Raw genomic sequence first — 23,539 nt, 5'->3', positions numbered from 1 at the left:
GCGATGCGCGCCGTGCCGATAACGGCGCTGGCCGCCAGTCCGGCCGTGCCAATCGCGACCGAGGCGACGGTATCGACCGCCGTCACCACCGCACAGCCCTGAAGCAGGAGTGATGAAACGACGATGGCCGCGAGAGCGCCCCGACAGGTACGGATGTGCAGCAAGATTGCCATGGCGCGGGCTTTCTCCGGCTTAATGAATCCGCATGCCAGGCGTGGCACCCGGGAGCGGCTCCAGCACATAAATACCGGGCTGGGCTTTTTCGTCCGCGTGGCTGGCGGCCAGCACCATGCCTTCGCTGATACCGAATTTCATCTTGCGCGGCGCCAGATTGGCAACCAGCACGGTGTGTTTGCCGATCAGGTCCTCGGGTTTGTAGCAGGACGCGATGCCGCTGAAAACATTGCGCAGTCGGCCTTCGCCGGCGTCCAGCGTCAGCCGCAGCAGCTTGATCGAGCCCTCAACCGCTTCGCAATTGACGATTTTGGCGATGCGCAAATCGACCTTGGCGAAGTCGTCGATGCTGATGGCGGGAGCGATTTCTTCGCCGCTGGGCCGCCCCAGGGCGGGACCCGCCCCATCGGAAGCCAGGGAGGACGCGCCAGCGCCGGCCGTGGCGGCTAATTCTGCCTCGCTGCCAAACGCTATGTTTTTAATAGCAGTCTGTGCCGATAACTGTTGGACCGGAGGCTCAAACAATGCATCGAGCTGCTTCACGTCGACGCGTTGCATCAGATGGGTGTAGGGCTTGATGAGGTGACCGGCAGACAGTTTGACAATCGCCGAGTCCCACTGCTGGACATCGATACCGAGCCAGTCGCTGACCTGCGCCGCCAGGCGCGGCAGGATAGGCGCGAGTAACACGGTCAGGTCCTTGAAGAGGCCCACCGCCGTGGAACAGACCATTTGCAATTCAGCATCGCGCGTTGCGTCCCTGGCGATGAGCCAGGGTGCTTTCTGGTCTACATACTGATTGACCTGATCAGCAAAGTTCATGATGATGCGAATCGCTTTTGCGAATTCGCGGTTCTCGTAAAGGTCCTTGATTTCATTCAGCGAAGACGAAGCCAGCGCGTACAGCGCATGGGCCTGAGGATCTTCTTCACCCAATTGACCGGCAAATCGTTTGGTGATGAAACCGGCAGAGCGCGATGCAATGTTGACGTATTTACCAATCAAATCACTGTTCACCCGCGCCATGAAGTCGTCGGCATTGAAGTCGATGTCTTCGTTGCGGCCGTTGAGCTTGGCGGCCAAATAGTAACGCAGCCATTCGGGGTTCATGCCCAGGCTCAGGTATTTGAGCGGATCCAGCCCGGTACCGCGGCTCTTGCTCATCTTTTCGCCGTTGTTCACGGTCAGGAAACCATGCACAAAGATGTTGTCAGGCGTCTTGCGGCCGCTGAACTTCAGCATTGCAGGCCAGAACAGGGTGTGGAAAGTGACGATGTCCTTGCCGATGAAGTGGTACTGCTCCAGGCGGGGGTCGGCCATGTAAGCCTCGTAATCCAGACCTTGTTTGTCCAGCAGGTTTTTCAGCGACGCCAGGTAGCCGACTGGCGCGTCGAGCCAGACATAGAAGTATTTGCCCGGCGCATCGGGGATCTCGATGCCGAAGTAGGGGGCATCCCGGCTGATGTCCCAGTCAACCAGACCTTCGCTCTGCGTGCCGTCGGCGTTGTCGCGAACTGAAAACCACTCCTTGACCTTGTTGGCGACTTCGGGCTGCAGCTTGCCGTCCTGCGTCCACTTTTGCAGAAACTCGACGCAGCGCAGGTCCGAAAGCTTGAAAAAGAAATGCTCCGAACTCTTGAGCACCGGCTTGGCGCCGGACAAGGCGGAGTAGGGATTGATCAGGTCCGTCGGCGCATAAACCGCGCCGCAGACTTCGCAGTTGTCGCCGTACTGGTCCGCGGAGTGGCATTTGGGGCATTCGCCCTTGATAAAACGGTCCGGCAGGAACATGTTCTTTTCGGTGTCAAAGAACTGCTCGATGGTTTTGGTTTCGATCAGCGAGCCATCCGGGTTGTCGCGCAGATCGCGGTAAATCTGCTGGGCCAGCGCATGGTTTTCCGGTGAATCGGTCGAACTCCAGTTGTCAAAGCTGATGTGAAAGCCGTCCAGGTAAGGCTTGCGGCCAGCCGCGATGTCGGCCACGAATTGTTGCGGTGTCTTGCCGGCTTTTTCGGCGGCAATCATGATGGGCGCGCCGTGTGCGTCGTCGGCACCGACAAAGTTCACCGCGTTGCCCTGCATCCGCTGAAAGCGGACCCAGATGTCGGCCTGGATGTATTCCATAATGTGGCCGATGTGGAAATTTCCATTGGCGTAAGGCAGGGCGGTGGTAACGAACAGGCGGCGCTGGGTCATATCGATGGCTCTGAAGCGGTAAGGGGCAAAACCTCGATTTTAAGTCGGGCGGCCAGGCCGGCCTGGTGGCAATCCCCCAAACCCCTGTGGTTGGCACCACGGCGTTAGACTTCATGGCAACCCCGGCGGCAACCGCGCCAGCCAACAGCACGCGGCCTGCCATGTCAGATTCAATCGGAGATTTCCCCAGATGGCTGTAGAACAACAGGCAATTTTGAATGCGCTGCAAAGCGTGCTCGACCCCAACACGGGCAAGGATTTTGTCAGCACCAAGGCGCTGAAAAACCTGCAGATCAGTGGCGACGACGTGTCGTTTGATGTCGAACTCGGCTACCCGGCGAAAAGCCAGATCGCCGGCCTGCGCAAGAGCCTGATTAACGCCGTCAAGGGCGTGGCGGGTGTCGGCAATGTTTCAGTCAATGTCACCGTGAGGATTGCCAGCCACAGTGTGCAGCGCGGCGTGCAACTGCTGCCCAACGTAAAAAACATCATTGCCGTGGCTTCGGGCAAGGGCGGCGTGGGCAAAAGCACCACCGCGGTCAACCTGGCGCTGGCGCTTGCAGCAGAAGGCGCCAGCGTTGGATTGCTGGATGCCGACATTTACGGCCCCAGCGTGCCGATGATGATGGGCATTGAAGGCCGGCCCGAAAGCATCGACGGCAAGAACATGGAGCCGATGGAAAACTACGGCCTGCAGGTCATGTCCATCGGTTTTCTGGTGGCGCAGGACGAAGCCATGATCTGGCGCGGCCCGATGGCCACCCAGGCGCTGGAGCAACTGCTACGCCAGACCAACTGGAAAGACCTCGACTATTTGATCGTCGACATGCCGCCCGGCACTGGTGACATTCAATTGACGCTGAGCCAGCGCGTGCCCATGACCGGCGCGGTGATCGTCACCACGCCGCAAGATATTGCGCTGCTCGACGCCAAGAAGGGCATCAAGATGTTTGAGAAAGTCGGCGTGCCGATTCTGGGCATTGTCGAGAACATGGCGGTGCATATCTGCAGCCAGTGCGGCCATGCCGAACACATTTTTGGCGAAGGTGGCGGTAAAAAAATGGCCGCCGACTACCACATGGACTACCTGGGTGCGCTGCCGTTGGACATGCAGATCCGCCTGCAGGCCGACAGCGGCAAACCTACCGTGATGGCCGATCCCGACGGCGACGTGGCCGGCATCTACAAGACCGTGGCGCGCAAGGTGGCGATCACGGTGGCGGCCAAGGCGAAAGACTTTTCGGCCAAGTTCCCGACCATCACAATCAGCAAGAACACTTAAAACCCCTGCGCCCATGAACCTGCTGACGTCCCTGCGTTACTTGACCGCGCTGGACGAGCATAAGCACTTCGGCCGCGCGGCGCAGGCCTGTCACATCACGCAGCCGGCCCTGTCCAATGCCCTGCGCGCGCTTGAAGCGGAATTTGGCGCGGTCATCGTCAAGCGCGGGCGAAACTTTCAAGGTTTCACGGCAGAGGGGGCCTGTGTGCTGGCGAGCGCGCGGCGCATGCTGCAGGAACGCGACTCGCTGCAGCAGGAAATCAACAGCGGCATCGGCAAACCGCAGGGCATCTTGAACATTGGCGCGGTACCGACGGCCATGCCAATCGTCGCGCGGTTTTCAGCCATGCTGCAGGCGCGTTTCCCGGGCATTTTTCCGGTGGTGCTTTCGCTGAGTTCGAAGGAGCTCGAGACGGGGCTGGAAAGCCTCGCGCTTGACATGGGCCTGGGTTACACCGACAGGCTGCGCGCCAATGGGCCTCGCCTGCGCCAGATCTGGCAGTACACCGAGCATTATTTTTTTGTTCGCAAGGCAGCCAGCGCAACAAATAGCGCGCTGCAGATCGGTCAAAAAATTACCTGGGCTGACGCCGCAAAACATCCCCTGTGTTTGCTCACGCGTGAAATGCATAACCGGACAATCGTCGACCGGGCTTTCAATGATGCCGGGTTTGTGGTCAAGCCGGTGATGGAAACCAACTCCATTCTTACGCTGGCGCTATCGGTTGCTGAAGGGGACGTCTGCACGGTTATGCCAGGTGCCCTGGTGAGCGCCGTCCGGGGCTACCGTGCGCTTGAAGCCTTGCCCCTGATCAGCCCCGAGGTGCGCACGGCCATCGGCTTTATGGCGCAGGGCGGCGACCGGCCTTCCCGCACCCTTGAGGCCGCGCTGAACTTTGCGGAAGACAGTGCGTGGCTGCGGCATGCTGCGGCGCACAGCGGCTTGCTGAGCTCCTGATTCGGGCGGCACCGCACCGGGCAACGAACGGCCTGCGGGCGACCTGTGGGCGACCTGTGGCAGCGCAGGCCGCATCTCCATCCCGCCCGGCACTTATAAGGGCTTACCCTGATATTTAGTTTTTGAATCAATACATGTTTCGATTCAATTTGACCGCGTCTGCCCAGGCCGATGACACTTTCGCCCTTGTGCTGAACCTTGCCGTTCCTGACGAGGCAGCAACTATAAATATGACGGAGACATGCATGTCAGGATTTCTCGACAAAGAACGCATCATCGCGGGACCGGGTTTTAACCGCTGGCTGGTTCCCCCCGCAGCGCTGGCTATTCACCTTTGTATCGGAATGGCCTACGGCTTTTCCGTATTCTGGCTGCCGTTGTCCAGATCGCTGGGCATCAAGGATGCCATCAAGTGCGGCCCGGAAGTCGGCTTCTTTGCGCAACTGTTTTCCACCACCTGTGACTGGCAAATTTCCACTCTGGGCTGGATGTACACCCTGTTTTTCGTGCTGCTGGGTTCATCGGCGGCCGTTTGGGGCGGCTGGTTGGAGCGTGTGGGTCCGCGCAGGGCGGGTGTCGTGTCGGCCATCTGCTGGTGCGGCGGCATGCTGATTTCTGCGCTCGGCATTTATTTGCATCAATTCTGGCTGATGCTTCTTGGCTCCGGGGTGATTGGCGGCATCGGACTCGGTCTGGGCTACATTTCGCCGGTATCGACACTCATCAAATGGTTTCCCGACCGTCGCGGCATGGCCACCGGGATGGCCATCATGGGATTTGGCGGCGGTGCCATGATCGGCTCGCCGCTGGCGGCCGACCTGATGAAGTATTTTGCGTCGCCCACCAGTGTGGGTGTGATGCAGACTTTTGTCGTTATGGCGCTGATTTATTTCGTTTTCATGATGGCTGGCGCGCTCACCTACCGGGTACCTGAAACCGGCTGGAAGCCAGACGGCTGGACTCCGCCACTGGCACAAGCCAGCAACGCCATGATTACGCAGCGTCACGTACACGTGAAAAAGGTCTGGGGCATTCCCCAGTTCTGGCTGATCTGGATGGTGCTGTGCATGAACGTGAGTGCCGGTATTGGGGTGATCGGCATGTCTTCGCCCATGCTGCAAGAGGTATTCGGCGGCTCCCTGATTGGCGTTACAAAAAAATTCGGCGAGCTCGACAAGACCCAGCTGGCCGCCATTGCCACGGTAGCGGCCGGTTTCACCGCGCTGCTGAGCCTGTTCAATATTGGTGGCCGCTTTTTCTGGGCCAGTTTGTCCGACAAGCTGGGCCGAAAGATGACCTACGTTGTCTTTTTTGTCTTCGGTGGCTTGATGTATTTCAGCGTGCCGGGCAGCGCGGCCGCGGCAACCGGCGTGAGCGGCGCGGCAACCGGCAGCATCGTGCTGTTTGTCGGCGCGTTCTGCGTCATCCTAAGCATGTACGGCGGCGGCTTTGCCACGGCACCGGCTTACCTGGCTGACCTGTTTGGCACGCAGATGGTGGGCGCCATTCACGGCCGCCTGCTTACCGCCTGGGCTACCGCCGGTGTACTGGGTCCGGTGGTGGTGAACTACATGCGCGAATACCAGTTGGGGCTGGGCATTCCGCGCGAGCAGGTCTACAACCAGACCATGTACATCCTTTCCGGCATGCTGGTGGTTGGCCTGATCTGCAACTTGCTGGTGCGTCCGCTGGCCGACAAGTGGTTCATGACCGATTCTGAGCTGGCTGAGGAGAAGCGTCTGGCCCACGACAAGGCGGCTTCGTCTGAATTGCACCGGGGCTCGGGTGCCGCTGCCGATGCGGTCAGCCCTGCGTGGGTGGCGCTGGCCTGGCTCGCAGTGGGCATTCCGCTGGCTTGGGGGGTCTATCGGACGCTGCAAAATGTCGCGAAGTTTTTTGTCTGAATTTTCGGCAAGAAACTTGCTTGAGATAGTTTCAAACAGGTCTTTTATCACCAATCCCGCCATGCGCTTCAGAACGCACGGCTTCAGGTCAAGATTACATGAATCATCCCGGTCATCTCGGTGAAATCAAGGCTGTCGCCATCGCAACTGCCGACGAATTGCGTGAAAATATCCGCCGGTTAGCCCGTTCAAAGGGCAAGCTCAAGGGACGCCAGGCCGACGACGTCTCGCTGGCCGAGGTGCGCGATCTGCTTGGTTCGAAGCCTCCGACAGGCTACCGCCGTGACTTGCTGATTGAGTATTTGCATAAGCTCAACGACGCATACCGATGCTTGCACGACCGGCACCTGGTGGCGCTGGCCAGGGAGATGAACATTGCCATGGCGGAGGTGTACGAAGTGGCAACTTTCTACCACCACTTCGAAGTGCTCAGGGGTGATGCAAAAGCGCCAGGCATCACGGTGCGGGTGTGTGATGGCCTGGCTTGTCAGATGGCTGGTGCGCAAGACCTGATCGCCCGATTGCCGGAGCTGCTGGGTGAAAAGGATGTGCGTGTCATCGCGGCGCCTTGCATTGGACGTTGCGAGCAAGCCCCGGCTGCCGTCGTGCACCAGTGTCCGGTGCCTTTCGCCACTCCGGACACCGTTATTTCAGCCTTGAATAGCGGCTTTACCCGGCAAATACCGGCGCAGGCAGCTACTAATTTCGTAGTTGCTGATTTTGTTGAACGCAGCGTTCCCGGTGCAGGTGCCACAGCCCAATCCGCCAGCCCGGCAGTGACCGACTACGAAACTTACCTCGCCAATGGGGGTTACTCGTTGGTGGCCTCCATCGCCAGCGGTGAGCGCGATGTTGAGGCCGTTCTGAAGGCTATGGAGGACTCCGGTCTGCGCGGTCTGGGCGGGGCGGGTTTTCCAGCGGGGCGCAAATGGCGCATCGTCCGCGATCACGCCGCTCCCCGGCTGATGGCGGTGAACATTGACGAAGGCGAACCCGGAACCTTCAAGGACCGCACCTACCTGGAGCGCGACCCGCACCGTTTTCTGGAGGGTCTGCTGGTTGCCGCGCAGGTGGTCGGCGTTGAGGCTTGCTACATCTATCTGCGCGACGAATACCATGGCTGCCGCGAGTTGCTCGAACGGGAGATCGCCAGGCTTCAGGCCGATCCTCCGTGCCGGCTGCCGGTGATTGAACTGCGGCGCGGTGCCGGGGCCTACATCTGTGGCGAAGAGTCAGCCATGATAGAAAGCATCGAAGGTAAACGCGGCGAACCGCGAATGCGGCCGCCCTATATCGCCGAGGTCGGTCTTTTTGGCCGCCCCACGCTGGAGCACAATTTTGAAACGCTCTACTGGGTGCGCGACATCGTTGAAAAAGGCCCGTCATGGTTTGCCGGCTTTGGCCGCAACGGCCGCAAGGGGCTGCGTTCATTCAGCGTCAGCGGGCGGGTCAGGCAGCCAGGCGTCAAGCTGGCACCGGCCGGCATCACTGTGCAGGAGTTGATTGACGAGTATTGCGGTGGCATGGCCGATGGACACCAGCTCTATGCGTACTTGCCTGGCGGCGCTTCGGGCGGCATTTTGCCTGCCAGCCTGAACAACATTCCGCTGGACTTTGATTCGCTACAGCCTTACGGATGTTTCATCGGTTCGGCGGCGGTGATCGTGCTCGGTCACCACGACAGGGCCAGGGATGCCGCCCTCAATGTGATGCGCTTTTTTGCCCACGAAAGCTGCGGCCAGTGCACCCCTTGCCGCGTTGGCACCGTAAAGGCGGCAGCGCTGATGCAGGCTCGCACCTGGCACGGCGAAACGCTGGAAGATCTGGCGCAGGTCATGGGGGACGCTTCCATCTGCGGCTTGGGCCAGGCCGCACCCAACCCGATTCGCTGCATTCAGAAATATTTTTCGCACGAGGTTGGAGAAACGCCTTGGTCGGAAGCGCTGCCTTCGCCGGGAGAGCCGCTGGTGACCGAGCATGCACCGCACGGAGAAGCACGATGAACGCACCTGCCAAACTGATTGAAGTCACGCTGCAAACCGTCGAGTTCAAGCTCGATGGCAAAAGCATTCACGCCTACGACGGCGAAACCATCTTCAAAGCCGCCGAAAGGCATGGCATCGACATTCCGCATCTTTGCTATAAGGATGGCTATCGTCCGGACGGCAACTGCCGCGCCTGCGTGGTCGAGATCAAGGGTGAGCGCACCTTGGCGCCGAGTTGCTGCCGCAGCGTGACGCCCGGCATGGAGGTACAGGCGCAGAGCGAGCGCGCCGTCAGGAGCCAGCAGATGGTGCTGGAAATGCTGTTGTCGGATATGCCGGAGCAGGGCTACAAGTGGAATGAAAACGACGAGGCGCTGCAGCACGGCGAACTCAGCGACTGGGCCGCACGCATGGACGTCACGGTGCGCCCGGAACTGAAGGCGCTGCGCCGCGAGCAGCCGGCCGCCGACCTGTCCCATCCCGCCATGGCGGTGAACCTGGCTGCCTGCATCCAGTGCAATCGCTGCGTGCGCGCATGCCGAGAGGAGCAGGTCAACGATGTGATCGGCTTTGCCTTGCGCGGCGCGCACAGCGAGATTGTGTTCGACCTGAACGACCCGATGGGTGAGAGCAGCTGCGTCGCCTGCGGCGAATGCGTGCAGGCCTGCCCCACGGGCGCGCTCATGCCAAAGACGCAGGTCGGCTCTCAGATCGTCGATAAAAAGGTCGATTCGGTCTGCCCGTTTTGCGGCGTCGGTTGCCTCGTCACCTACAACGTCAAGGACAACAAGATTGTCAGCGTGGATGGTCGGGATGGACCGGCCAATCATTCCAGGCTGTGCGTCAAGGGGCGCTTTGGTTTTGACTATGCACACAGCCCACAGCGTCTGGTCAAGCCACTAATCCGCAAGCCTGGTATTGCCAAAGACCCTGAAGCCTTGCGACTGCTCAATCGAAATACGGGTGACTGGTCGGCGGTGTTCCGCGAAGCCAGCTGGGAAGAAGCCTTGTCGCTGACAGCCGGCAAGTTGAAGGGACTGCGTGATACCCACGGAAAAAAGGCGCTGGCGGGCTTTGGCTCGGCCAAGGGCAGCAACGAAGAGGCCTATTTGTTCCAGAAGCTGGTGCGTACCGGCTTTGGCAGCAACAACGTGGACCATTGCACGCGCTTGTGCCATGCCTCCAGCGTGGCGGCCTTGCTTGAGGGCGTGGGTTCCGGCGCGGTGAGCAACCAGGTCAATGACGTGGCGCACTCGGAGCTGATTTTCGTCATCGGCTCCAACCCAACCGCGAACCACCCCGTCGCTGCGACCTGGATGAAGAACGCCGTCAAAAGGGGCGCGAAGATTGTGCTGGCCGACCCGCGCATCACCGACATTGGCAAACACGCCTGGCGCACCCTGCAATTCAAGGCCGACACCGACGTAGCCATGCTCAACGCGCTGATTTACACGGTGATTGACGAAGGGCTGGCGGATCAGGACTTCATCAGCAAGCGGGTGAATAATTTCCAGGCCTTGAAAGAAAACGTCAAGGGCTACAGCCCTGAAGCCATGGCGCCGATCTGCGGAATACCTGCGCGTACCCTGCGCGAAGTGGCGCGCGAATTTGCCAAGGCAAAGGGCGCGATGATTCTGTGGGGAATGGGCGTCAGCCAGCATGTACATGGCACTGACAACGCACGCTGCCTGATTGCGCTCTCTACCGTGACCGGCCAGATTGGCAAGCCCGGCTCGGGCCTGCATCCGCTGCGCGGCCAGAACAATGTGCAGGGTGCGAGTGACGCCGGACTGATTCCGATGATGTTTCCCAACTACCAGCGCGTTACCGACAAAGGCGTGCATGCGTGGTTTGAAGACTTCTGGAGTACAAAGCTGGACGACCAGCCCGGTTATACCGTGGTGGAAATCATGCACAAGATACTGGCCCCGGAGAGCGACCCGCACAAGATCCGCGGCATGTACATCATGGGCGAAAACCCGGCCATGAGCGACCCCGACCTGAACCACGCGCGCCATGCTTTGGCCAGCTTGGAGCACCTGGTGGTGCAGGACATCTTCATGACCGAAACAGCATGGCTGGCTGACGTGGTGCTGCCCGCCACCGCCTGGCCCGAAAAAACCGGCACCGTGAGCAATACCGATCGCATGGTGCAACTGGGCCAGCAGGCGATTGATCCGCCAGGTCAAGCCAAGCCCGATCTGTGGATCATTCAGCAACTGGCTGCACGCATGGGGTTGAACTGGAATTACCCGGGCCTGCATGAAGGCGTGGCGGCCGTGTACGACGAGATGCGGCGGGCCATGCACACGGCAATTTCAGGTATCACCTGGGAGCGCCTGCAGCGTGAGTCCAGCGTGACCTACCCTTGTCTGAGCGCCGATGATCCCGGCGCGCAGACGGTATTCATCGACCGCTTCGATACCGAAGACGGACGCGTGAATCTGGTGCCCGCCGACATCATTCCGGCCAATGAACGGCCCGATGCCGACTTTCCTTTTGTGCTGATCACCGGCCGCCAGCTTGAACACTGGCACACCGGCAGCATGACGCGCCGCTCGGAAGTGCTTGACGCGATTGAGCCGATGGCGACCGCCTCGCTGTGTGGCGCGGACCTGCTTGCCCTCGGCCTGGCGGCAGGCGATGTGATCACGGTGCAGTCTCGCCGCGGCGAGGTGGCGATTCATGTACGTCGGGACGACGGCACTCCACAGGGCGCGGTGTTCATTCCGTTTGCCTATTACGAGGCGGCCGCGAATCTGCTGACGAATGCTGCGCTTGACCCGTTTGGGAAAATCCCGGAATTCAAGTACTGCGCGGTTGCGATACGGCGCGGCGGCACTGCATCACTGGCGGCGGGTTACCGCGCCCAAGGGGTCAACGGTGGTTGACCCAACCCGGGTCCGGATTAGGTCGAGCGGTACTCACGCACAATCAGCCCATGAATACTGGACTTCGCGGCACACCACAACTCAAAGAAAAGCAGTTTCAGGGCGTCGCTGACCTGGCGCGCTGGTTCATGGCTCAAATCGGGAAGGCGCCCTGCAATGGCTTGCTGAAGCGTTCAGCGACTCTCGCGGTGAGCGCTTTTCTCGGCTTGACCTTGAGCACTCTGGCGTTTGCTTCAACCTCTTTCGTCGAAGGTGTGGAGTCTGCCAGCGCAGTGCCGCTGGTAGCCGACTTTGAGCGCGATGTCGTCCCGCGCCTGCTGGTGCCCGACGACGAGCGTGTTGCGTATGCCTCGCGATTGCAGGGCGCGCTGGCCAAGGCGCAGATAACGCTGGCCTTGCCCCAGTTCATCGTGTTGGTGGACCGCAGCCCCAACGTGCAGGCCGCGTTGCTGTACTGGGGTTCGGACGAGCGCGGCTGGGGCTTCATCGGGGCCACGCCGGTATCGACCGGCCTGCCGGGGCGTTATGAGCATTTCCTGACCCCGCTGGGCGTTTTTGATCACTCGATGGCAAATCCGGACTTTCGCGCCGAGGGCACGAAGAACAAGCTCGGCTTTCGTGGCTATGGCGTCAAGGGCATGCGCATCTACGACTTTGGCTGGGTCGAGTCGCCGCGCGGATGGGGCGACGGTGCGATGGGCACGCTGCGGCTGCAGATGCATTCCACCGATCCCGTTTTGGCGGCGCCGCGCCTGGGCACGGCTCAGTCAGAAGGCTGCGTTCGCATTCCGGCAACGCTCAATGCGTTCATCGACCGCCATGCTCTGCTCGATGAAGACTACGAACGCGCGGTGGCCAGTGGAGACCACCTGTGGGTGCTTCGCAAAGATCGTACGCCCACGGCATCGCCGGGCCGCTACATGGTCGTGGTGGATACTCAGCGCGAGGTCAGGCCTGACTGGTCGCCGCAACCGGCAAAGCCGTGAAACGGCACCCGGCTCAAGCGGCTCGCACACCAGGCCAAAGAATCCAGATGAACCCAGCGAGCTGCAGCAGATTCAGCCCGCGGCTTGCATAGTGCAGCGCCTTAAAAGCCTGGCCCAGCGGCGTGCCCGACAGCGCAGCAAAAGTTGCCGTTGTAATGCCCAGAAATAGAAATATTTGGGAAAGAACTTACGCATGTACGCCGTAGCCCATTGAGCTGGCCACGCCATAAAAATAGTCGGCGCAACTGCTACGGTAAACAAAAGTAGGATGCCAACATTGCCGGCAACGATCAGGTCACTGAGCTGGGTCAGCACTATGCTTGCATGGCTCGATTGTGAGAATGTTTCATGGGCTCATCGCTTGGAAACGGTAAACAACTTTTGGTTTTTTCCTGTTATCTGAATTTTAATGTTCGAGTGACTGCTTAAATGATGCCCAAGCGCATGGGCAACGCGGGCGCGAAAAATCCAGTCGCCAAAAAAAGGATGAGTTTGTAAAAAAAGGCGGTGCGAATCGTGCCGTTTGTATCGACAAAATAGCGGTTTTAGGCAATTCCAGATGGCCGAAAGCGACTCCGTTGGGTCGTAAATCGCTCGGCAGATTTTTCCAATGACCCTACGACGAAAATTGTCATGCAGGCTTACTAGACTGCAAGGCCGCCGCATTTTCGGCGCGCAACAGAACGAACCTTATCAAAGGACACAATCACCATGGCAACAACTCACGACATCGTCGATACCGCCGTAGCAGCGGGAAATTTTTCCACACTGGTAACGGCTGTGAAAGCTGCGGGTTTGGTAGAAACACTCAAGGGCGCGGGCCCTTTTACCGTTTTTGCGCCAACGGACGCGGCTTTCGCCAAAGTTCCGAAAGCCACGCTCGAAGGACTGCTGGCCGACAAGGCTGCTCTGACCAAAGTGCTCACGTACCACGTAGTGGCAGGCAAGGTGATGGCTGCTGATGTGAAAGCTGGCCATGTCAAAACCGTGCAAGGCACCGACCTGGCCATGGCAACCGAGGGCGGCGTAACCGTTAACGGCGCGAAAGTCGTGGCGGCCGATGTGGCCGCAAGCAATGGCGTCATCCACGCCATCGACACCGTGTTAATGCCAAAGTAAGCCTTCAGCCGGCCGCTTGAGCCGTTCCTGAAACCCGCAAATCGCAACCCTACGGGCGCGCAATTTGCGGGTTTTTTTTGATGCGTCTTTGCGTCTTTGCATCAGTCCGATTGATGCACGCCTTGCAGACCTGACAGCTGACGAAACGTGGTCAGCCCGGCACTGTTTTTGCCCCTTCAAAGCGGACTATGTCGTATTGGTTGTCGAGCCCGGCCGTCTGAACAACGGTGCGTGGTCGCTGGCAGGCAAGAACCCGCCTTCGCTCAGGTAGATTCCAGCATGGGAAAAGGAATAATCCAACGTGTTGAAAAATATCAGGTTGCTGGCCAGCAGGTCGGCTGGTTTACCGCGCGCATGGCCTTGACCATCGACGCTACGCCCTCCTGCAAGCGGCTGCCGGCGCGGCCGGTAAAGGCCAAAAGCGTCGGGCCGCCCGGTCGTTGACCCAAGCCACTGCGGGAAGACGCTTGATGGTGCATGAAAAATCCACCCGTGACAGCCCGGTTGTCTGTGTACCCAGAAAGAACCCCACGGGCGTTGCCGGGACGGTTTGCGAAATGCGGTGAACCCAGCCGACATCCTGTCGTCAAGGCATCTAAGCCGCTGACACGCCGCTTCAGTCGGCCCGGTAGTACGAAGCGACGGCATCGCCGCAGAGCACTGCTTACTTGCCGAGCGCCGTGACGAGTTTGTCAAGCCGCAGGAGGGTCGCCGGAGCTGTCAGGTTAACGTTCACGGGATCTGGCAAAGTCGAGTGCGGCTTCCAGCATCGCCCGCAAGTGAGGCTGCACATCAGTAGCCAGCCCGGGCAGGTAGTCGAACGGCATGGTTTCCTGCATGTAGGTGCACTGGGTCATTTCCAGCTGGATTGCATGCACGCCATCGGCCGGGCAGCCGTATTGGCGGGTGATGTAGCCGCCTTTGAAGCGGCCGTTCAGCACTGCCCGGTAGCCGCTGGCCGATTCGCCGATACGCAGCAGCATTTGCGACAGCGCCGGATCGCAGCTTGCGCCGTTGGCGGTGCCCAGGTTGAGGTCGGGCAACCTGCCTTCAAAAAAGCGCGGAAGCACGGACCGGATCGAATGCGCATCCCACAGCACGACGCTGCCGTGAGCCGCTTTCAGGCGGCTCAGTTCGGCCTGCAGCTGCTGATGATAGGGCTGCCAGATGACGTCGCGGCGCGCGCTGATTTCCGCATCATCAGGCACGCTGCCGTCCGCGTAAATTGGCGTCTTGTCGAAAGTATCGACCGGGCACAGACCGGTCGTGTCCTGGCCGGGATAGAGGTTCTGATTGTCCGGCGGGCGGTTCAGGTCCACCACATAACGCGAGTGCGTTGCCACCAGCACCGAGGCACCGAGCGCTTCGGCAAAGTCATACAGGCGTTCCAGGTGCCAGTCGGTGTCGCTCACCTGCCGCGCTTCGGGTGTGAAGCGCTCGGCCAGCGCCGGCGGCACATGGGTGCCGACATGCGGCATCGAGATCAGCAGGGGCTGCGTGCCCTGGTGAAAGCGGAAAGCGGCTCCGGTGGTGTCGAACTTCATGTCAATTCTCACAGTGCAAGGAGTTGGGTGCGGGCTGCTAGAAAACCGGCCGTGGCGCTGGTGTTAAGGGGGTGTCGTCCGGCGCTCACGCTCACCTGGCCGGCAACCCGGACTTCATCGATGGCTGAGCTCCGATGGCTGGCAAACACATGGGCCGACAGCATGTCGGGCGCGCTCAGGCCTTGCAGCGACGGATGCCAAGGGTCAAGCACCACAAAGTCGGCTTGTTGCCCCACGGCGAGTCCGCTCACGGCGCGCCCGGCGGCCTGAGCGCCGCCTTTCACTGCCGCCAGCGTCATGGCGCGGGCGACCTGCGGCTGCTCGGGTGTGGCCGCCACATTGCGCTGGCGCGTGGCCAGGCGCTGGCTGTACTCCAGCAGCATCAACTCTTCTGCGGCGTTAACGCAGATGTGGCTGTCCGAGCCGATGCCCCATCGGCCGGATGCTGCGAGCCAGGCCGGCAGGTCAAATATGCCGTCGCCCAGGTTCGCTTCGGTGGCAGGGCACAGGCCGGCCACAGCACCCGATGCGGCGGCTCTGGCGTGTTCAACGGCGTTCATGTGGGTTGCATGCACCAGGCACCACCGCTGGTTGACCTCGGCATGGTCGAGCAGCCAGGCTACCGGGCGCTGGCCGCTCCAGGCGATACAGGCATCAACCTCCTGGGTCTGTTCGGCGATGTGAATATGTACCGGTGCGGTGTTGTCGATCGACGCCAGGCCGGCCAACGCATGGCGTAGCGCCTCGGGCTGTACGGCGCGCAGCGAGTGCGGCGCCAGGCCCAGCCGCGCGGCTTGTTTGTCGCATTGCGGCTTGAGGCCTTCGAGCAATCGAAGCATGGAATCGGTGGAGCGGATAAAACGGCGCTGGCCCGCGTTGGGTGGCAGGCCGCCAAAGCCGCTGGTCTGGTAAAGCACCGGCAACAACGTCATGCCGATGCCGGCGCGCCCGGCGGCGCGCAGCAGCGCCAGCGCGAGCGTGGCGTCGTCGGCGTAAGGCTGGCCATCGCTGTCATGGTGAACGTAGTGGAATTCGCAGACCGACGTATAACCGGCTTCGAGCATCTCGACATAGAGGCCTAATGCAATTGCTTCGAGCTGTGCGGGGCCCAATCTGGCGGCGAAGCGGTACATCAGCGTGCGCCAGCTCCAGAAGCTGTCCTGCCTTCCATCGGTATTCTGGCCCCGGTATTCGGTCAGGCCGGCGAGGGCCCGCTGGAATGCGTGTGAATGCAGGTTGGGCATGCCGGGGATGAGGGGGCCTGCGGCGCTGGCAGCTTCTTTTGGCGGCGTTTCTGTGTTGGGCTGGATTTGTGTGAACGTGCCTTGCTGGTCCCAGGTCAGGAGGACGTTTTTTTGCCAACCTGTGGGGAGCAGGGCGTTTTTGGCGAATATTTTTTTTGACATGGCTTGCTATTGAATTCTTGGTGTTGTGGGTTTCTCCTGGTGTGGCTGCCGGGGCGACACCCGGCCAGCCACACCCCGAAAAACCGCCGCCCCCCGTATCACCGAATCAGCCCCTGTCGTACTACAGTTCGCACCGGCTTGCCACCAAGCCAGTAAGCCAGCTCGGCCGCCTCACGCACATTCCACAGCACAAAGTTGGCCGGCAAGCCAACGGCAATCACGCCATGCGTATCCTGCAAGCCCAAGGCGCGCGCCGCATGCAACGTAACCCCCGCCAGCGCCTCCGGCACGGTCAGGCGAAACAGGGTGCAGGCCATGTTGAGCATCAGCAGCAGGCTCAGGCAGGGCGAGGTGCCCGGGTTGTGGTCGGTCGAGACCGCCATCGGCACGCCCGCTGCGCGCAGGGCTTCAATCGGCGGCAGCTGCGTGTCTCGCAGGGTGTAATAGGCGCCGGGCAGCAGCACGGCCACTGTGCCGGAGTTCCGCATGGCGTCAATGCCGGCTTGCGACAAGTGTTCGATATGGTCGCATGACAGCGCGCCATGACCCGCGGCCAGGGCCGAGCCGCCCATGTCGGACAGTTGCTCGGCGTGCAGTTTGACGGGTAGCTTCAGGGCCTGTGCCGCCTTGAAGACACGCCCGGTTTCTTCCAGCGAGAAACCGATGCGCTCGCAAAACACGTCGACTGCGTCAATCAGCCCCTCGGCCGCCAGTGCCGGCATCATCTCCTGGCAGACCAGGTCGATGTATTCGCTACTTCCGTTTTGGCGGCCTGCGTATTCTGGCGGCAGCGCGTGGGCGCCGAGGAAAGTGGTGCGCACCGTCACGCCGTATGCTTCGCCCAGGCGGCGCGCCACGCGCAGCTGCTTGCGCTCGTGCTCCAGCGCCAGGCCGTAGCCCGACTTGATTTCGATCGCGCAGACACCTTCGGCCAGCAGCACTTCTAGCCGGGCGGCGGCGCTGGCAAAGAGTTCGTCCTCGCTGGCCGCGCGCGTGGCGCGCACGCTGGAGACAATGCCGCCGCCGGCTTTGGCGACGTCCTCGTAGCTGGCGCCAGCCAGCCGCAAGGCGAATTCACTGGCGCGCTGGCCGCCGTAGACCAGGTGGGTATGACAATCGACCATGCCGGGCGTGACGAGCGCGCCGCTGCCCTCGTGCCGCTTCAGGCCCGCATATTGAGCCGGCAGTTCCGCCGCCTTGCCAATCCATTGAATCATCCCCTGCTGCACCACGATCGCGGCCTGGGCTGCGGGCGCAAGCGCGATCCCCGGCGCGCTGCCTGGGGCCAGATGCAGCCCGCTCCACAGGCCATCGGCTGAACCAAAAAGACGTTTGGAAGCGGTCATGTCTGCCTATTTTTGCTGGTTTAATAATGCTATTAAAATAATAGCATGCTGTAGCCATACTTAATGGACTAGAGGCACTTTTTAATCAAAATCATTATCAAACGAAGCGTACCAGCGCCAAGCGGGCGCCCGGTGTTTGTGGTTCGACCCGCCACGCATGGGAAGCATCGGTCCAGTACAGGCCTTCGCCCTGGTGGCAAGATGAGTGTTGGCCGGCCACTCGCCAGCTGCCGCGCAAGGCCAGCAGCACGCCATGCGGCGCTGCCTCGGTGGCGCTGGCCTGATCCAGCACCCGCAGCTCGGCATGCCACTGAACGCGACGCGTCATCACGTTGAAGTCAGTCGAGGGGCCACCGGGTAACGTGCAGTCAATGATTGCATCGCCGCTGAAGGCGAAGGGCTGAAAGGGCGTGTCGAGCCGGTGGTCAATCCGGCCGTTGTCCGAACGCAGCGTCACGCCATCGCCGTCCAGCAGCATGATGCTGCGGTCAACGCCTTCGAACACTGAAAACGGCCCGGCTGCCGCGATGGTCGCAATGCTGACACGCCAGCCGAAATCCTGAACCCCGGCACCTGGCGGCCAGCAGGCAATTTCGCGGGTGCTGCCACCGCCGTTCTTCCAGGGCGTGACGGCAAGCCGGTTTCGTTGGAATCGATGCAGGCCCATGGTCGCTCTATCCACTCAGAAGGCGATCAGGGGCAACAGCGGTGGCCCGATTGGCGCGCCTGCCGGCCACTCGCCGGCCGGGCAGGATATGGCCGGCCGGGCCTTTTTGCCATGGCGCAACGGGGTTACCTCGCCGGGCGTGAGCAGTTGTCGGGTGCACATGGCGCCACCCTGCGCAAAGTCTGGTACCGGCTGGTTTGCCAGGCGCTGCCGGCATCGGCGCTGCAATGCCGGGCAAGGGATGGTCAATGGGAAGTTCACGATCGCTTCTCGGGAATCGGGGTGTTTCGGCGGGCTCAGGTACGCGTCAGCACGGCTTGCAGGAAGGCGCGCGTGCGGTCCTGGCTGGGGTTGGTGAAGAGGATCTCGGGCGGACCTGCTTCGACGATAGCGCCTTCGTCCATCACCACCACCACGTCGCCAACCTCGCGCGCAAAGTCCATTTCGTGGGTTACCACCATCATCGTCATGCCTTCGCTGGCCAGCATCTTCATGACCTGCAACACCTCACCTACCAGCTCTGGGTCCAGCGCCGAGGTGGGTTCGTCAAACAGCATCACGCGCGGCTTCATGGCCAGTGCCCTCGCAATGGCGACGCGCTGCTTCTGGCCACCCGACAGACTGGCCGGCATGGCGTCGGCCTTGTGCGCCAGCCCCACCTTGTCGAGCAGCACGCGGGCCTCTACGTCGGCCTCGGCGCGCGACAGGCCACGCAGCTTGCGCGGTCCCAGCGCAATGTTGTGCAGCACCGTCAGGTGCGGAAACAGGTTGAAGGACTGGAACACCATGCCGACTTCCTCGCGCAGGGTGTCGAGTTCCTGGTCCGGCAACATGCGTCCATCCAGCACCAGCATGCGGCCGCAGATTTCGACGCTGCCGCCTTCGGGCTGCTCCAGCCCGTTACAGCAGCGCAGAAAGGTGCTTTTGCCAGAGCCGCTGGGCCCGATCACGACGATGACCTGTGAAGGCTGCACATCAAAATCAATGCCCTTCAGCACCACATGGTCGCCGAAGGACTTGCGCAGGCCGCGAATGCGGACCATGGGAGTGACGCTGCTCATTGAACCATTCCTCCCGCGCGCAGGCGCAGCTCGATGTGGCGCAGCACCAGCGTGGTGGCGCCGGTCAATATGAAATACACGACAGCAATCGCCAGATAAACTTCCAGCGACCGATAGGACACACTGATAATTTTTTGCCCCTCGTGCATCACGTCATGGATGGTAAGCAGCGACACCAGGGCCGAGTTTTTGATGAGTGCAATGAACTCGTTGCCGAGTGGCGGAATCATGCGCACCACGGCTTGGGGCAGCACCACGCTGCGCATCGCCAGGCCCGACGACATGCCGATCGAGCGTGCCGCCTCCATCTGGCCGCGGTCAATCGACTGGATCGCGCCGCGCACCACCTCCGAGACATAAGCGCCGGAGTAAACGCCGAGGCCGATCACGCCGCAGACAAAGGCCGGCAACAGAATGCCGAACTGCGGCAGCCCAAAAAACAGGATGAACAGTTGCACCAGCAGTGGCGTGCCCCGGATAGTCGCAACATAGGCGGTGCACAGGCCATAGACAATGCGCCGCTTCGGGTTGAGCCTGCCAATGCCGATCAGCAGTCCCATCACACAGCCAAGCAGCAGCGAGGCGGCGGTGATTTCCACGGTCACCAGCGCGCCCTGCAGGAGCTGGGGCAAGCCGGCCCATACCGGGGAAAAATCGAGTTCCATTGTTCAGTCGCTGCGCAGCTTACCTGGGCGTACTGTTGCTGAACCATTTCTTGACAATGGCCGCGTAGGTGCCGTCGGCTTTCAGCCTGGACAGCGCTGCGTTCACCGCCTTGGTCAGCTCGGGCGTGTCCTTGCGCAGCGCCATGCCGTATTCCTCAGTCGTCAGCTGCTCCTCCAGCACGCGCATGCCCGGACGGGTGCGCAGATACTGATAGGCGGCCGGTTTGCCCGTGACGGCAGCGTCGGCACGACCGATGTCGACCAGGTTGAACATTTCCTGATTCTTTTCCACTTCGACGCGCTGCACCTTGGGATGGTGCTCCTGCAGATAGCTCACCGACTTGGTGCCAACCTGAACGGAAACCTTTTTCCCATCCAGGTCAGCCAGCTTCCGGATGGCGGCATTGCCGTCCTTGGTCATGACCACCAGGCCGCCGGCGTAGTACGAGTTGGTGAAGTCAACCACCTTCTTGCGATCATCGGTGATGTAGATGGCCGACACGGCCATGTCAAAACGCCTTGAAATCAGGCCCGGGATCAATCCCTTGAAATCGATGTCGACCCATTCGACCTGCTTGCCCATGGCCTTCGCAAGCGCTTCCACCAGTTCAACGTCAAACCCCGTGCGTTTGCCGTTTTCCACAAACTCCATGGGCGGGAAGGTAGCGTCCGTGCCAACGTGCAGCACGTTGTCCTGTGCCCGTACGCCGCTGGCGGCCAGGGTCAGGGCGGCCAAACTGGCCAGCAACAAGTTGCGACAAATTTTCATGGGAATTTTCCGGTTGATGTAAGTGAAATTAGTGAAGGCCGAGGCGACGTGAAATGCGCGCGGCGGCGACCACCGCCATGCCGACCAGCGCTTGCTCCTGGCCCTGGGCACGCAAAATCGGTGCCATCAGGGTGATGGCGCCGACGGCCTGGCGCGTTGTTCCGAACAGGGGAGCGCTGACGCCCCAGACACCTGGATCGACCTCGCCTGCGGTAACGGCGAAGCCGGCCCCGCAGATGGCCTGCAGTTCGCTCCGGGCGGCCGCCCAGTCAGAGCTGACGGGGTACTGCCGGTCGAGTGCGGCAGAGCGGATGCTGTCAGGAAGATGGGCGAGCAGGCATTTGGCCGACGCTCCGGCCCCCAGCGGAACGCTGCGTCCCTTTTCAAAAGAACAGCGCAGCGATTGCTGGCTTTCGACCATGTCCAGGCAAATAACGTTGTCATTGACCGCCACGACCAAGCCCACACTCTCATGGGACTGCAGGGCCAGGGCCTGCAAGTCAGCACGGGCGTGGCGTACCAGATGCGAAGCCAGGTCAAACCCCAGAGCAAGCTGCAGGCTCAGCGGTCCAGGCGCGTAGTAGCCGTCGCTTTCCAGTACAAATCCCCAGCGCTTGAGTCGGGCCAGTTGGCGGTATAACGTGCTGCGGGCCAGGCCAGTGTGCTCCATCAGTTCGACCGCCGACAGGGCCCGCCCCTGCTGTGCCAGCATGGCCAGCACCTGCAGGACGCGGTCGGCCGTGGTTACGGGGGTGGATGCGCTCATCAGCATGCCGCCAGTATCAAAGAATTCGCGCATTCATCACACCCCAGATTCCCGGATCGTGGGAACGGCAGTCCCTTTTTTTTGCCGCAGGATCATCGAAGCATCGGCAGCTTGAGGCCCTGTTTTTTTGCTGTGGCAATTGCAATGTCGTAGCCCGCATCGGCGTGGCGCATCACGCCGGAGCCCGAGTCATTGACCAGCACCCGCGCCAGGCGCTCGGCGGCGGCATCGGTGCCATCGGCCACGATCACCATGCCCGAGTGCTGCGAATAGCCCATGCCCACGCCGCCGCCGTGGTGCAGGCTGACCCAGGTGGCGCCGCCAGCGGTGTTCAGCAGCGCGTTGAGCAGCGGCCAGTCGGAGACGGCATCGGTGCCGTCCTTCATGGCTTCGGTTTCGCGATTCGGGCTGGCAACCGAACCGGTATCCAGGTGGTCGCGGCCAATGACGATGGGAGCCTTCAACTCGCCGCTTTTCACCATTTCATTGAAGGCCAAGCCGGCCTTGTCGCGCTCCCCCAGGCCCAGCCAGCAAATGCGTGCGGGGAGGCCCTGAAAGGCGATGCGCTCGCGGGCCATGTCGAGCCAGCGGATCATGGCCTTGTTTTCGGGGAACAGTTGCTTGAGTTTGGCGTCGGTCTTGTAGATGTCCTCCGGATCGCCGGACAGTGCAACCCAGCGGAAGGGCCCCTTGCCTTCGCAAAACAGCGGCCGGATGTAGGCGGGTACGAAGCCGGGAAAATTAAACGCGTTCTTTACGCCTTGGTCAAAGGCGACCTGGCGGATGTTGTTGCCGTAGTCCACCGTGGGAATGCCCATGGACTGAAAGTCCAGCATGGCCTGCACATGCTCGGCACATGATTGGGCGGCAGCGGCAGTTAATGCGGCATGCTGCGCTGTTTCTTTTTGCGCGGCCTTCCAGTCGGCCACGTTCCAACCCATGGGAAGATAGCCGTTGATCAGGTCGTGGGCGGAAGTCTGGTCAGTCACCATATCCGGTTTAATGCCGCCGGCTCTGGCGCGCCTGACCAGCTCGGGCAGGATGTCGGCTGCATTGCCCAGCAGGGCGATGGACACGGCTTCCCTTGCGGCCGTGTGTTGACGGATCAGCGCGATGGCGTCGTCGATGTCCCTGGCCTGCTTGTCCACGTAGCGGGTGCGCAGGCGAAAGTCGATGCTGCTTTGCTGGCACTCGATGTTGAGCGATACCGCACCGGCCAGCGTGGCGGCCAGCGGCTGGGCACCGCCCATGCCGCCCAGGCCGGCGGTCAGAATCCATTTGCCGGCCCAGCTACCCTGGTAGTGCTGGCGGCCGGCTTCAACAAAAGTCTCGAAAGTTCCCTGAACGATGCCCTGGCTGCCGATGTAGATCCAGCTTCCGGCGGTCATCTGGCCGTACATGAACAGACCTTTGCGGTCGAGTTCGTTGAAGTGCTCCCAATTGGCCCATTTGGGTACCAGGTTGGAGTTGGCAATTAGCACGCGGGGCGCGTTTTCGTGTGTCTTGAACACGCCAACCGGCTTGCCCGATTGCACTAGCAGCGTTTCGTCGTTGTTCAATTCCTTGAGCGAAGCCAGGATCTGGTCAAAGCATTCCCAGTTGCGCGCGGCGCGGCCAATGCCGCCGTAGACCACCAGGTTTTTCGGGTCTTCCGCCACCTCGGGGTCCAGGTTGTTCTGGATCATCCGGTAGGCGGCTTCGGTAAGCCAGCTTTTGCAGCTGAGCCCGGTGCCGCGCGGCGCGCGGATGACGCGGCTGGCATCATGGCGGGGATCCGCTGCGGGGGGGGTAAATGTTTCGGGGGCGTTCACGGCAAGCTT

At 61.2% G+C, this 23,539-nt stretch carries 20 protein-coding genes; 8 read left to right on the top strand and 12 right to left on the bottom strand.

Annotation, left to right across the window (positions count from 1 at the left end; all coding sequences use genetic code 11):
* Positions 1–192: 192 nt before the first annotated feature.
* Entirely contained in the window at positions 193–2,370 is a 2,178-nt protein-coding gene (gene metG, locus HHJ19_RS08490; protein ID WP_296905863.1) for a methionine--tRNA ligase, read from the bottom strand.
* A 190-nt stretch (positions 2,371–2,560) separates the two neighbouring features.
* Here metG and apbC point away from each other — a divergent pair, with 190 nt between their 5' ends.
* The 6 genes from apbC to HHJ19_RS08460 all read left to right on the top strand — a co-directional run bounded on the left by apbC (position 2,561) and on the right by HHJ19_RS08460 (position 12,376).
* A complete protein-coding gene (gene apbC, locus HHJ19_RS08485; protein WP_296905861.1) occupies positions 2,561–3,652 on the top strand; it encodes an iron-sulfur cluster carrier protein ApbC in 1,092 nt (363 codons plus the stop codon).
* Between the two features lie 13 nt (positions 3,653–3,665).
* Complete coding sequence (locus HHJ19_RS08480; protein ID WP_296905859.1) at positions 3,666–4,610, top strand: LysR substrate-binding domain-containing protein; 945 nt, start codon at positions 3,666–3,668, stop codon at positions 4,608–4,610.
* Between the two features lie 245 nt (positions 4,611–4,855).
* Positions 4,856–6,514: an OFA family MFS transporter gene (locus HHJ19_RS08475; protein ID WP_296905857.1), complete on the top strand. Its 1,659-nt coding sequence runs from the start codon at positions 4,856–4,858 to the stop codon at positions 6,512–6,514.
* A gap of 98 nt (positions 6,515–6,612) precedes the next feature.
* A complete protein-coding gene (locus HHJ19_RS08470) occupies positions 6,613–8,517 on the top strand; it encodes an NADH-ubiquinone oxidoreductase-F iron-sulfur binding region domain-containing protein (RefSeq protein ID WP_296905855.1) in 1,905 nt (634 codons plus the stop codon).
* Positions 8,514–11,390, top strand: a complete 2,877-nt coding sequence (gene fdhF / locus HHJ19_RS08465; RefSeq protein ID WP_296905853.1) for a formate dehydrogenase subunit alpha — start codon at positions 8,514–8,516, stop codon at positions 11,388–11,390. Before HHJ19_RS08470 ends, fdhF begins: the two co-directional genes overlap by 4 nt.
* Before the next feature lie 50 nt (positions 11,391–11,440).
* Complete coding sequence (locus tag HHJ19_RS08460; RefSeq protein WP_296905851.1) at positions 11,441–12,376, top strand: L,D-transpeptidase; 936 nt, start codon at positions 11,441–11,443, stop codon at positions 12,374–12,376.
* Between the two features lie 72 nt (positions 12,377–12,448).
* On the opposite strand, the gene HHJ19_RS18025 is transcribed toward HHJ19_RS08460, so the two are convergent.
* A complete protein-coding gene (locus HHJ19_RS18025; RefSeq protein ID WP_366929392.1) occupies positions 12,449–12,691 on the bottom strand; it encodes a DUF4149 domain-containing protein in 243 nt (80 codons plus the stop codon).
* 396 nt (positions 12,692–13,087) lie between these two features.
* Between HHJ19_RS18025 and HHJ19_RS08455 the strand changes: the two genes are divergently transcribed.
* Both HHJ19_RS08455 and HHJ19_RS08450 read left to right on the top strand, forming a co-directional pair.
* Positions 13,088–13,495 (top strand): fasciclin domain-containing protein, encoded by a 408-nt coding sequence (locus HHJ19_RS08455; protein ID WP_296905849.1) that lies wholly within the window; start codon positions 13,088–13,090, stop codon positions 13,493–13,495.
* A gap of 279 nt (positions 13,496–13,774) precedes the next feature.
* On the top strand, positions 13,775–13,939 hold the full coding sequence (locus tag HHJ19_RS08450; RefSeq protein WP_296905847.1) for a hypothetical protein: 165 nt from the start codon (positions 13,775–13,777) through the stop codon (positions 13,937–13,939).
* Positions 13,940–14,220: 281 nt separating this feature from the next.
* On the opposite strand, the gene hutG is transcribed toward HHJ19_RS08450, so the two are convergent.
* From hutG to hutU, 10 genes are all read right to left on the bottom strand, one after another.
* Positions 14,221–15,039 (bottom strand): N-formylglutamate deformylase, encoded by an 819-nt coding sequence (hutG, locus tag HHJ19_RS08445; RefSeq protein ID WP_296905845.1) that lies wholly within the window; start codon positions 15,037–15,039, stop codon positions 14,221–14,223.
* A gap of 8 nt (positions 15,040–15,047) precedes the next feature.
* Positions 15,048–16,445, bottom strand: a complete 1,398-nt coding sequence (locus tag HHJ19_RS08440; RefSeq protein WP_296905843.1) for a formimidoylglutamate deiminase — start codon at positions 16,443–16,445, stop codon at positions 15,048–15,050.
* A gap of 98 nt (positions 16,446–16,543) precedes the next feature.
* Positions 16,544–17,791: an imidazolonepropionase gene (gene hutI, locus HHJ19_RS08435; RefSeq protein WP_296905841.1), complete on the bottom strand. Its 1,248-nt coding sequence runs from the start codon at positions 17,789–17,791 to the stop codon at positions 16,544–16,546.
* A 97-nt stretch (positions 17,792–17,888) separates the two neighbouring features.
* A complete protein-coding gene (locus tag HHJ19_RS08430) occupies positions 17,889–18,458 on the bottom strand; it encodes a HutD family protein (RefSeq protein WP_296905840.1) in 570 nt (189 codons plus the stop codon).
* Positions 18,459–18,473: 15 nt separating this feature from the next.
* Complete coding sequence (locus tag HHJ19_RS08425) at positions 18,474–18,719, bottom strand: hypothetical protein (protein WP_296905838.1); 246 nt, start codon at positions 18,717–18,719, stop codon at positions 18,474–18,476.
* A gap of 35 nt (positions 18,720–18,754) precedes the next feature.
* Complete coding sequence (locus HHJ19_RS08420) at positions 18,755–19,519, bottom strand: amino acid ABC transporter ATP-binding protein (RefSeq protein ID WP_296905836.1); 765 nt, start codon at positions 19,517–19,519, stop codon at positions 18,755–18,757.
* Entirely contained in the window at positions 19,516–20,184 is a 669-nt protein-coding gene (locus tag HHJ19_RS08415; protein ID WP_296905834.1) for an amino acid ABC transporter permease, read from the bottom strand. The genes HHJ19_RS08420 and HHJ19_RS08415 overlap by 4 nt, the downstream gene beginning before the upstream one ends.
* Before the next feature lie 19 nt (positions 20,185–20,203).
* Complete coding sequence (locus tag HHJ19_RS08410) at positions 20,204–20,953, bottom strand: transporter substrate-binding domain-containing protein (RefSeq protein WP_296905832.1); 750 nt, start codon at positions 20,951–20,953, stop codon at positions 20,204–20,206.
* A 28-nt stretch (positions 20,954–20,981) separates the two neighbouring features.
* Positions 20,982–21,725: an IclR family transcriptional regulator gene (locus HHJ19_RS08405; protein ID WP_296905867.1), complete on the bottom strand. Its 744-nt coding sequence runs from the start codon at positions 21,723–21,725 to the stop codon at positions 20,982–20,984.
* An 86-nt stretch (positions 21,726–21,811) separates the two neighbouring features.
* Positions 21,812–23,530 (bottom strand): urocanate hydratase, encoded by a 1,719-nt coding sequence (gene hutU / locus HHJ19_RS08400; protein ID WP_296905865.1) that lies wholly within the window; start codon positions 23,528–23,530, stop codon positions 21,812–21,814.
* Positions 23,531–23,539: the final 9 nt, after the last annotated feature.

Source organism: Polaromonas sp. (genome assembly GCF_012927415.1).
GTDB lineage: Bacteria > Pseudomonadota > Gammaproteobacteria > Burkholderiales > Burkholderiaceae_C > Polaromonas.
This window is presented reverse-complemented; position numbering and strand designations above follow the sequence as displayed.

Excerpts from the sequence above, each read along its gene's own strand:
- apbC (WP_296905861.1), top strand. The coding sequence starts at position 2,561 with ATGGCTGTAGAACAACAGGCAATTTTGAATGCGCTGCAAAGCGTGCTC.
- metG (WP_296905863.1), bottom strand. The coding sequence starts at position 2,370 with ATGACCCAGCGCCGCCTGTTCGTTACCACCGCCCTGCCTTACGCCAAT.
- HHJ19_RS08420 (WP_296905836.1), bottom strand. The coding sequence starts at position 19,519 with ATGAGCAGCGTCACTCCCATGGTCCGCATTCGCGGCCTGCGCAAGTCC.
- HHJ19_RS08415 (WP_296905834.1), bottom strand. The coding sequence starts at position 20,184 with ATGGAACTCGATTTTTCCCCGGTATGGGCCGGCTTGCCCCAGCTCCTG.
- HHJ19_RS08430 (WP_296905840.1), bottom strand. The coding sequence starts at position 18,458 with ATGGGCCTGCATCGATTCCAACGAAACCGGCTTGCCGTCACGCCCTGG.
- HHJ19_RS08450 (WP_296905847.1), top strand. The coding sequence starts at position 13,775 with ATGGGAAAAGGAATAATCCAACGTGTTGAAAAATATCAGGTTGCTGGC.
- HHJ19_RS08460 (WP_296905851.1), top strand. The coding sequence starts at position 11,441 with ATGAATACTGGACTTCGCGGCACACCACAACTCAAAGAAAAGCAGTTT.
- HHJ19_RS08410 (WP_296905832.1), bottom strand. The coding sequence starts at position 20,953 with ATGAAAATTTGTCGCAACTTGTTGCTGGCCAGTTTGGCCGCCCTGACC.
- HHJ19_RS08475 (WP_296905857.1), top strand. The coding sequence starts at position 4,856 with ATGTCAGGATTTCTCGACAAAGAACGCATCATCGCGGGACCGGGTTTT.
- HHJ19_RS08470 (WP_296905855.1), top strand. The coding sequence starts at position 6,613 with ATGAATCATCCCGGTCATCTCGGTGAAATCAAGGCTGTCGCCATCGCA.
- hutI (WP_296905841.1), bottom strand. The coding sequence starts at position 17,791 with ATGACCGCTTCCAAACGTCTTTTTGGTTCAGCCGATGGCCTGTGGAGC.
- HHJ19_RS08480 (WP_296905859.1), top strand. The coding sequence starts at position 3,666 with ATGAACCTGCTGACGTCCCTGCGTTACTTGACCGCGCTGGACGAGCAT.
- hutG (WP_296905845.1), bottom strand. The coding sequence starts at position 15,039 with ATGAAGTTCGACACCACCGGAGCCGCTTTCCGCTTTCACCAGGGCACG.
- fdhF (WP_296905853.1), top strand. The coding sequence starts at position 8,514 with ATGAACGCACCTGCCAAACTGATTGAAGTCACGCTGCAAACCGTCGAG.
- HHJ19_RS08405 (WP_296905867.1), bottom strand. The coding sequence starts at position 21,725 with ATGCTGATGAGCGCATCCACCCCCGTAACCACGGCCGACCGCGTCCTG.
- HHJ19_RS08455 (WP_296905849.1), top strand. The coding sequence starts at position 13,088 with ATGGCAACAACTCACGACATCGTCGATACCGCCGTAGCAGCGGGAAAT.
- HHJ19_RS08440 (WP_296905843.1), bottom strand. The coding sequence starts at position 16,445 with ATGTCAAAAAAAATATTCGCCAAAAACGCCCTGCTCCCCACAGGTTGG.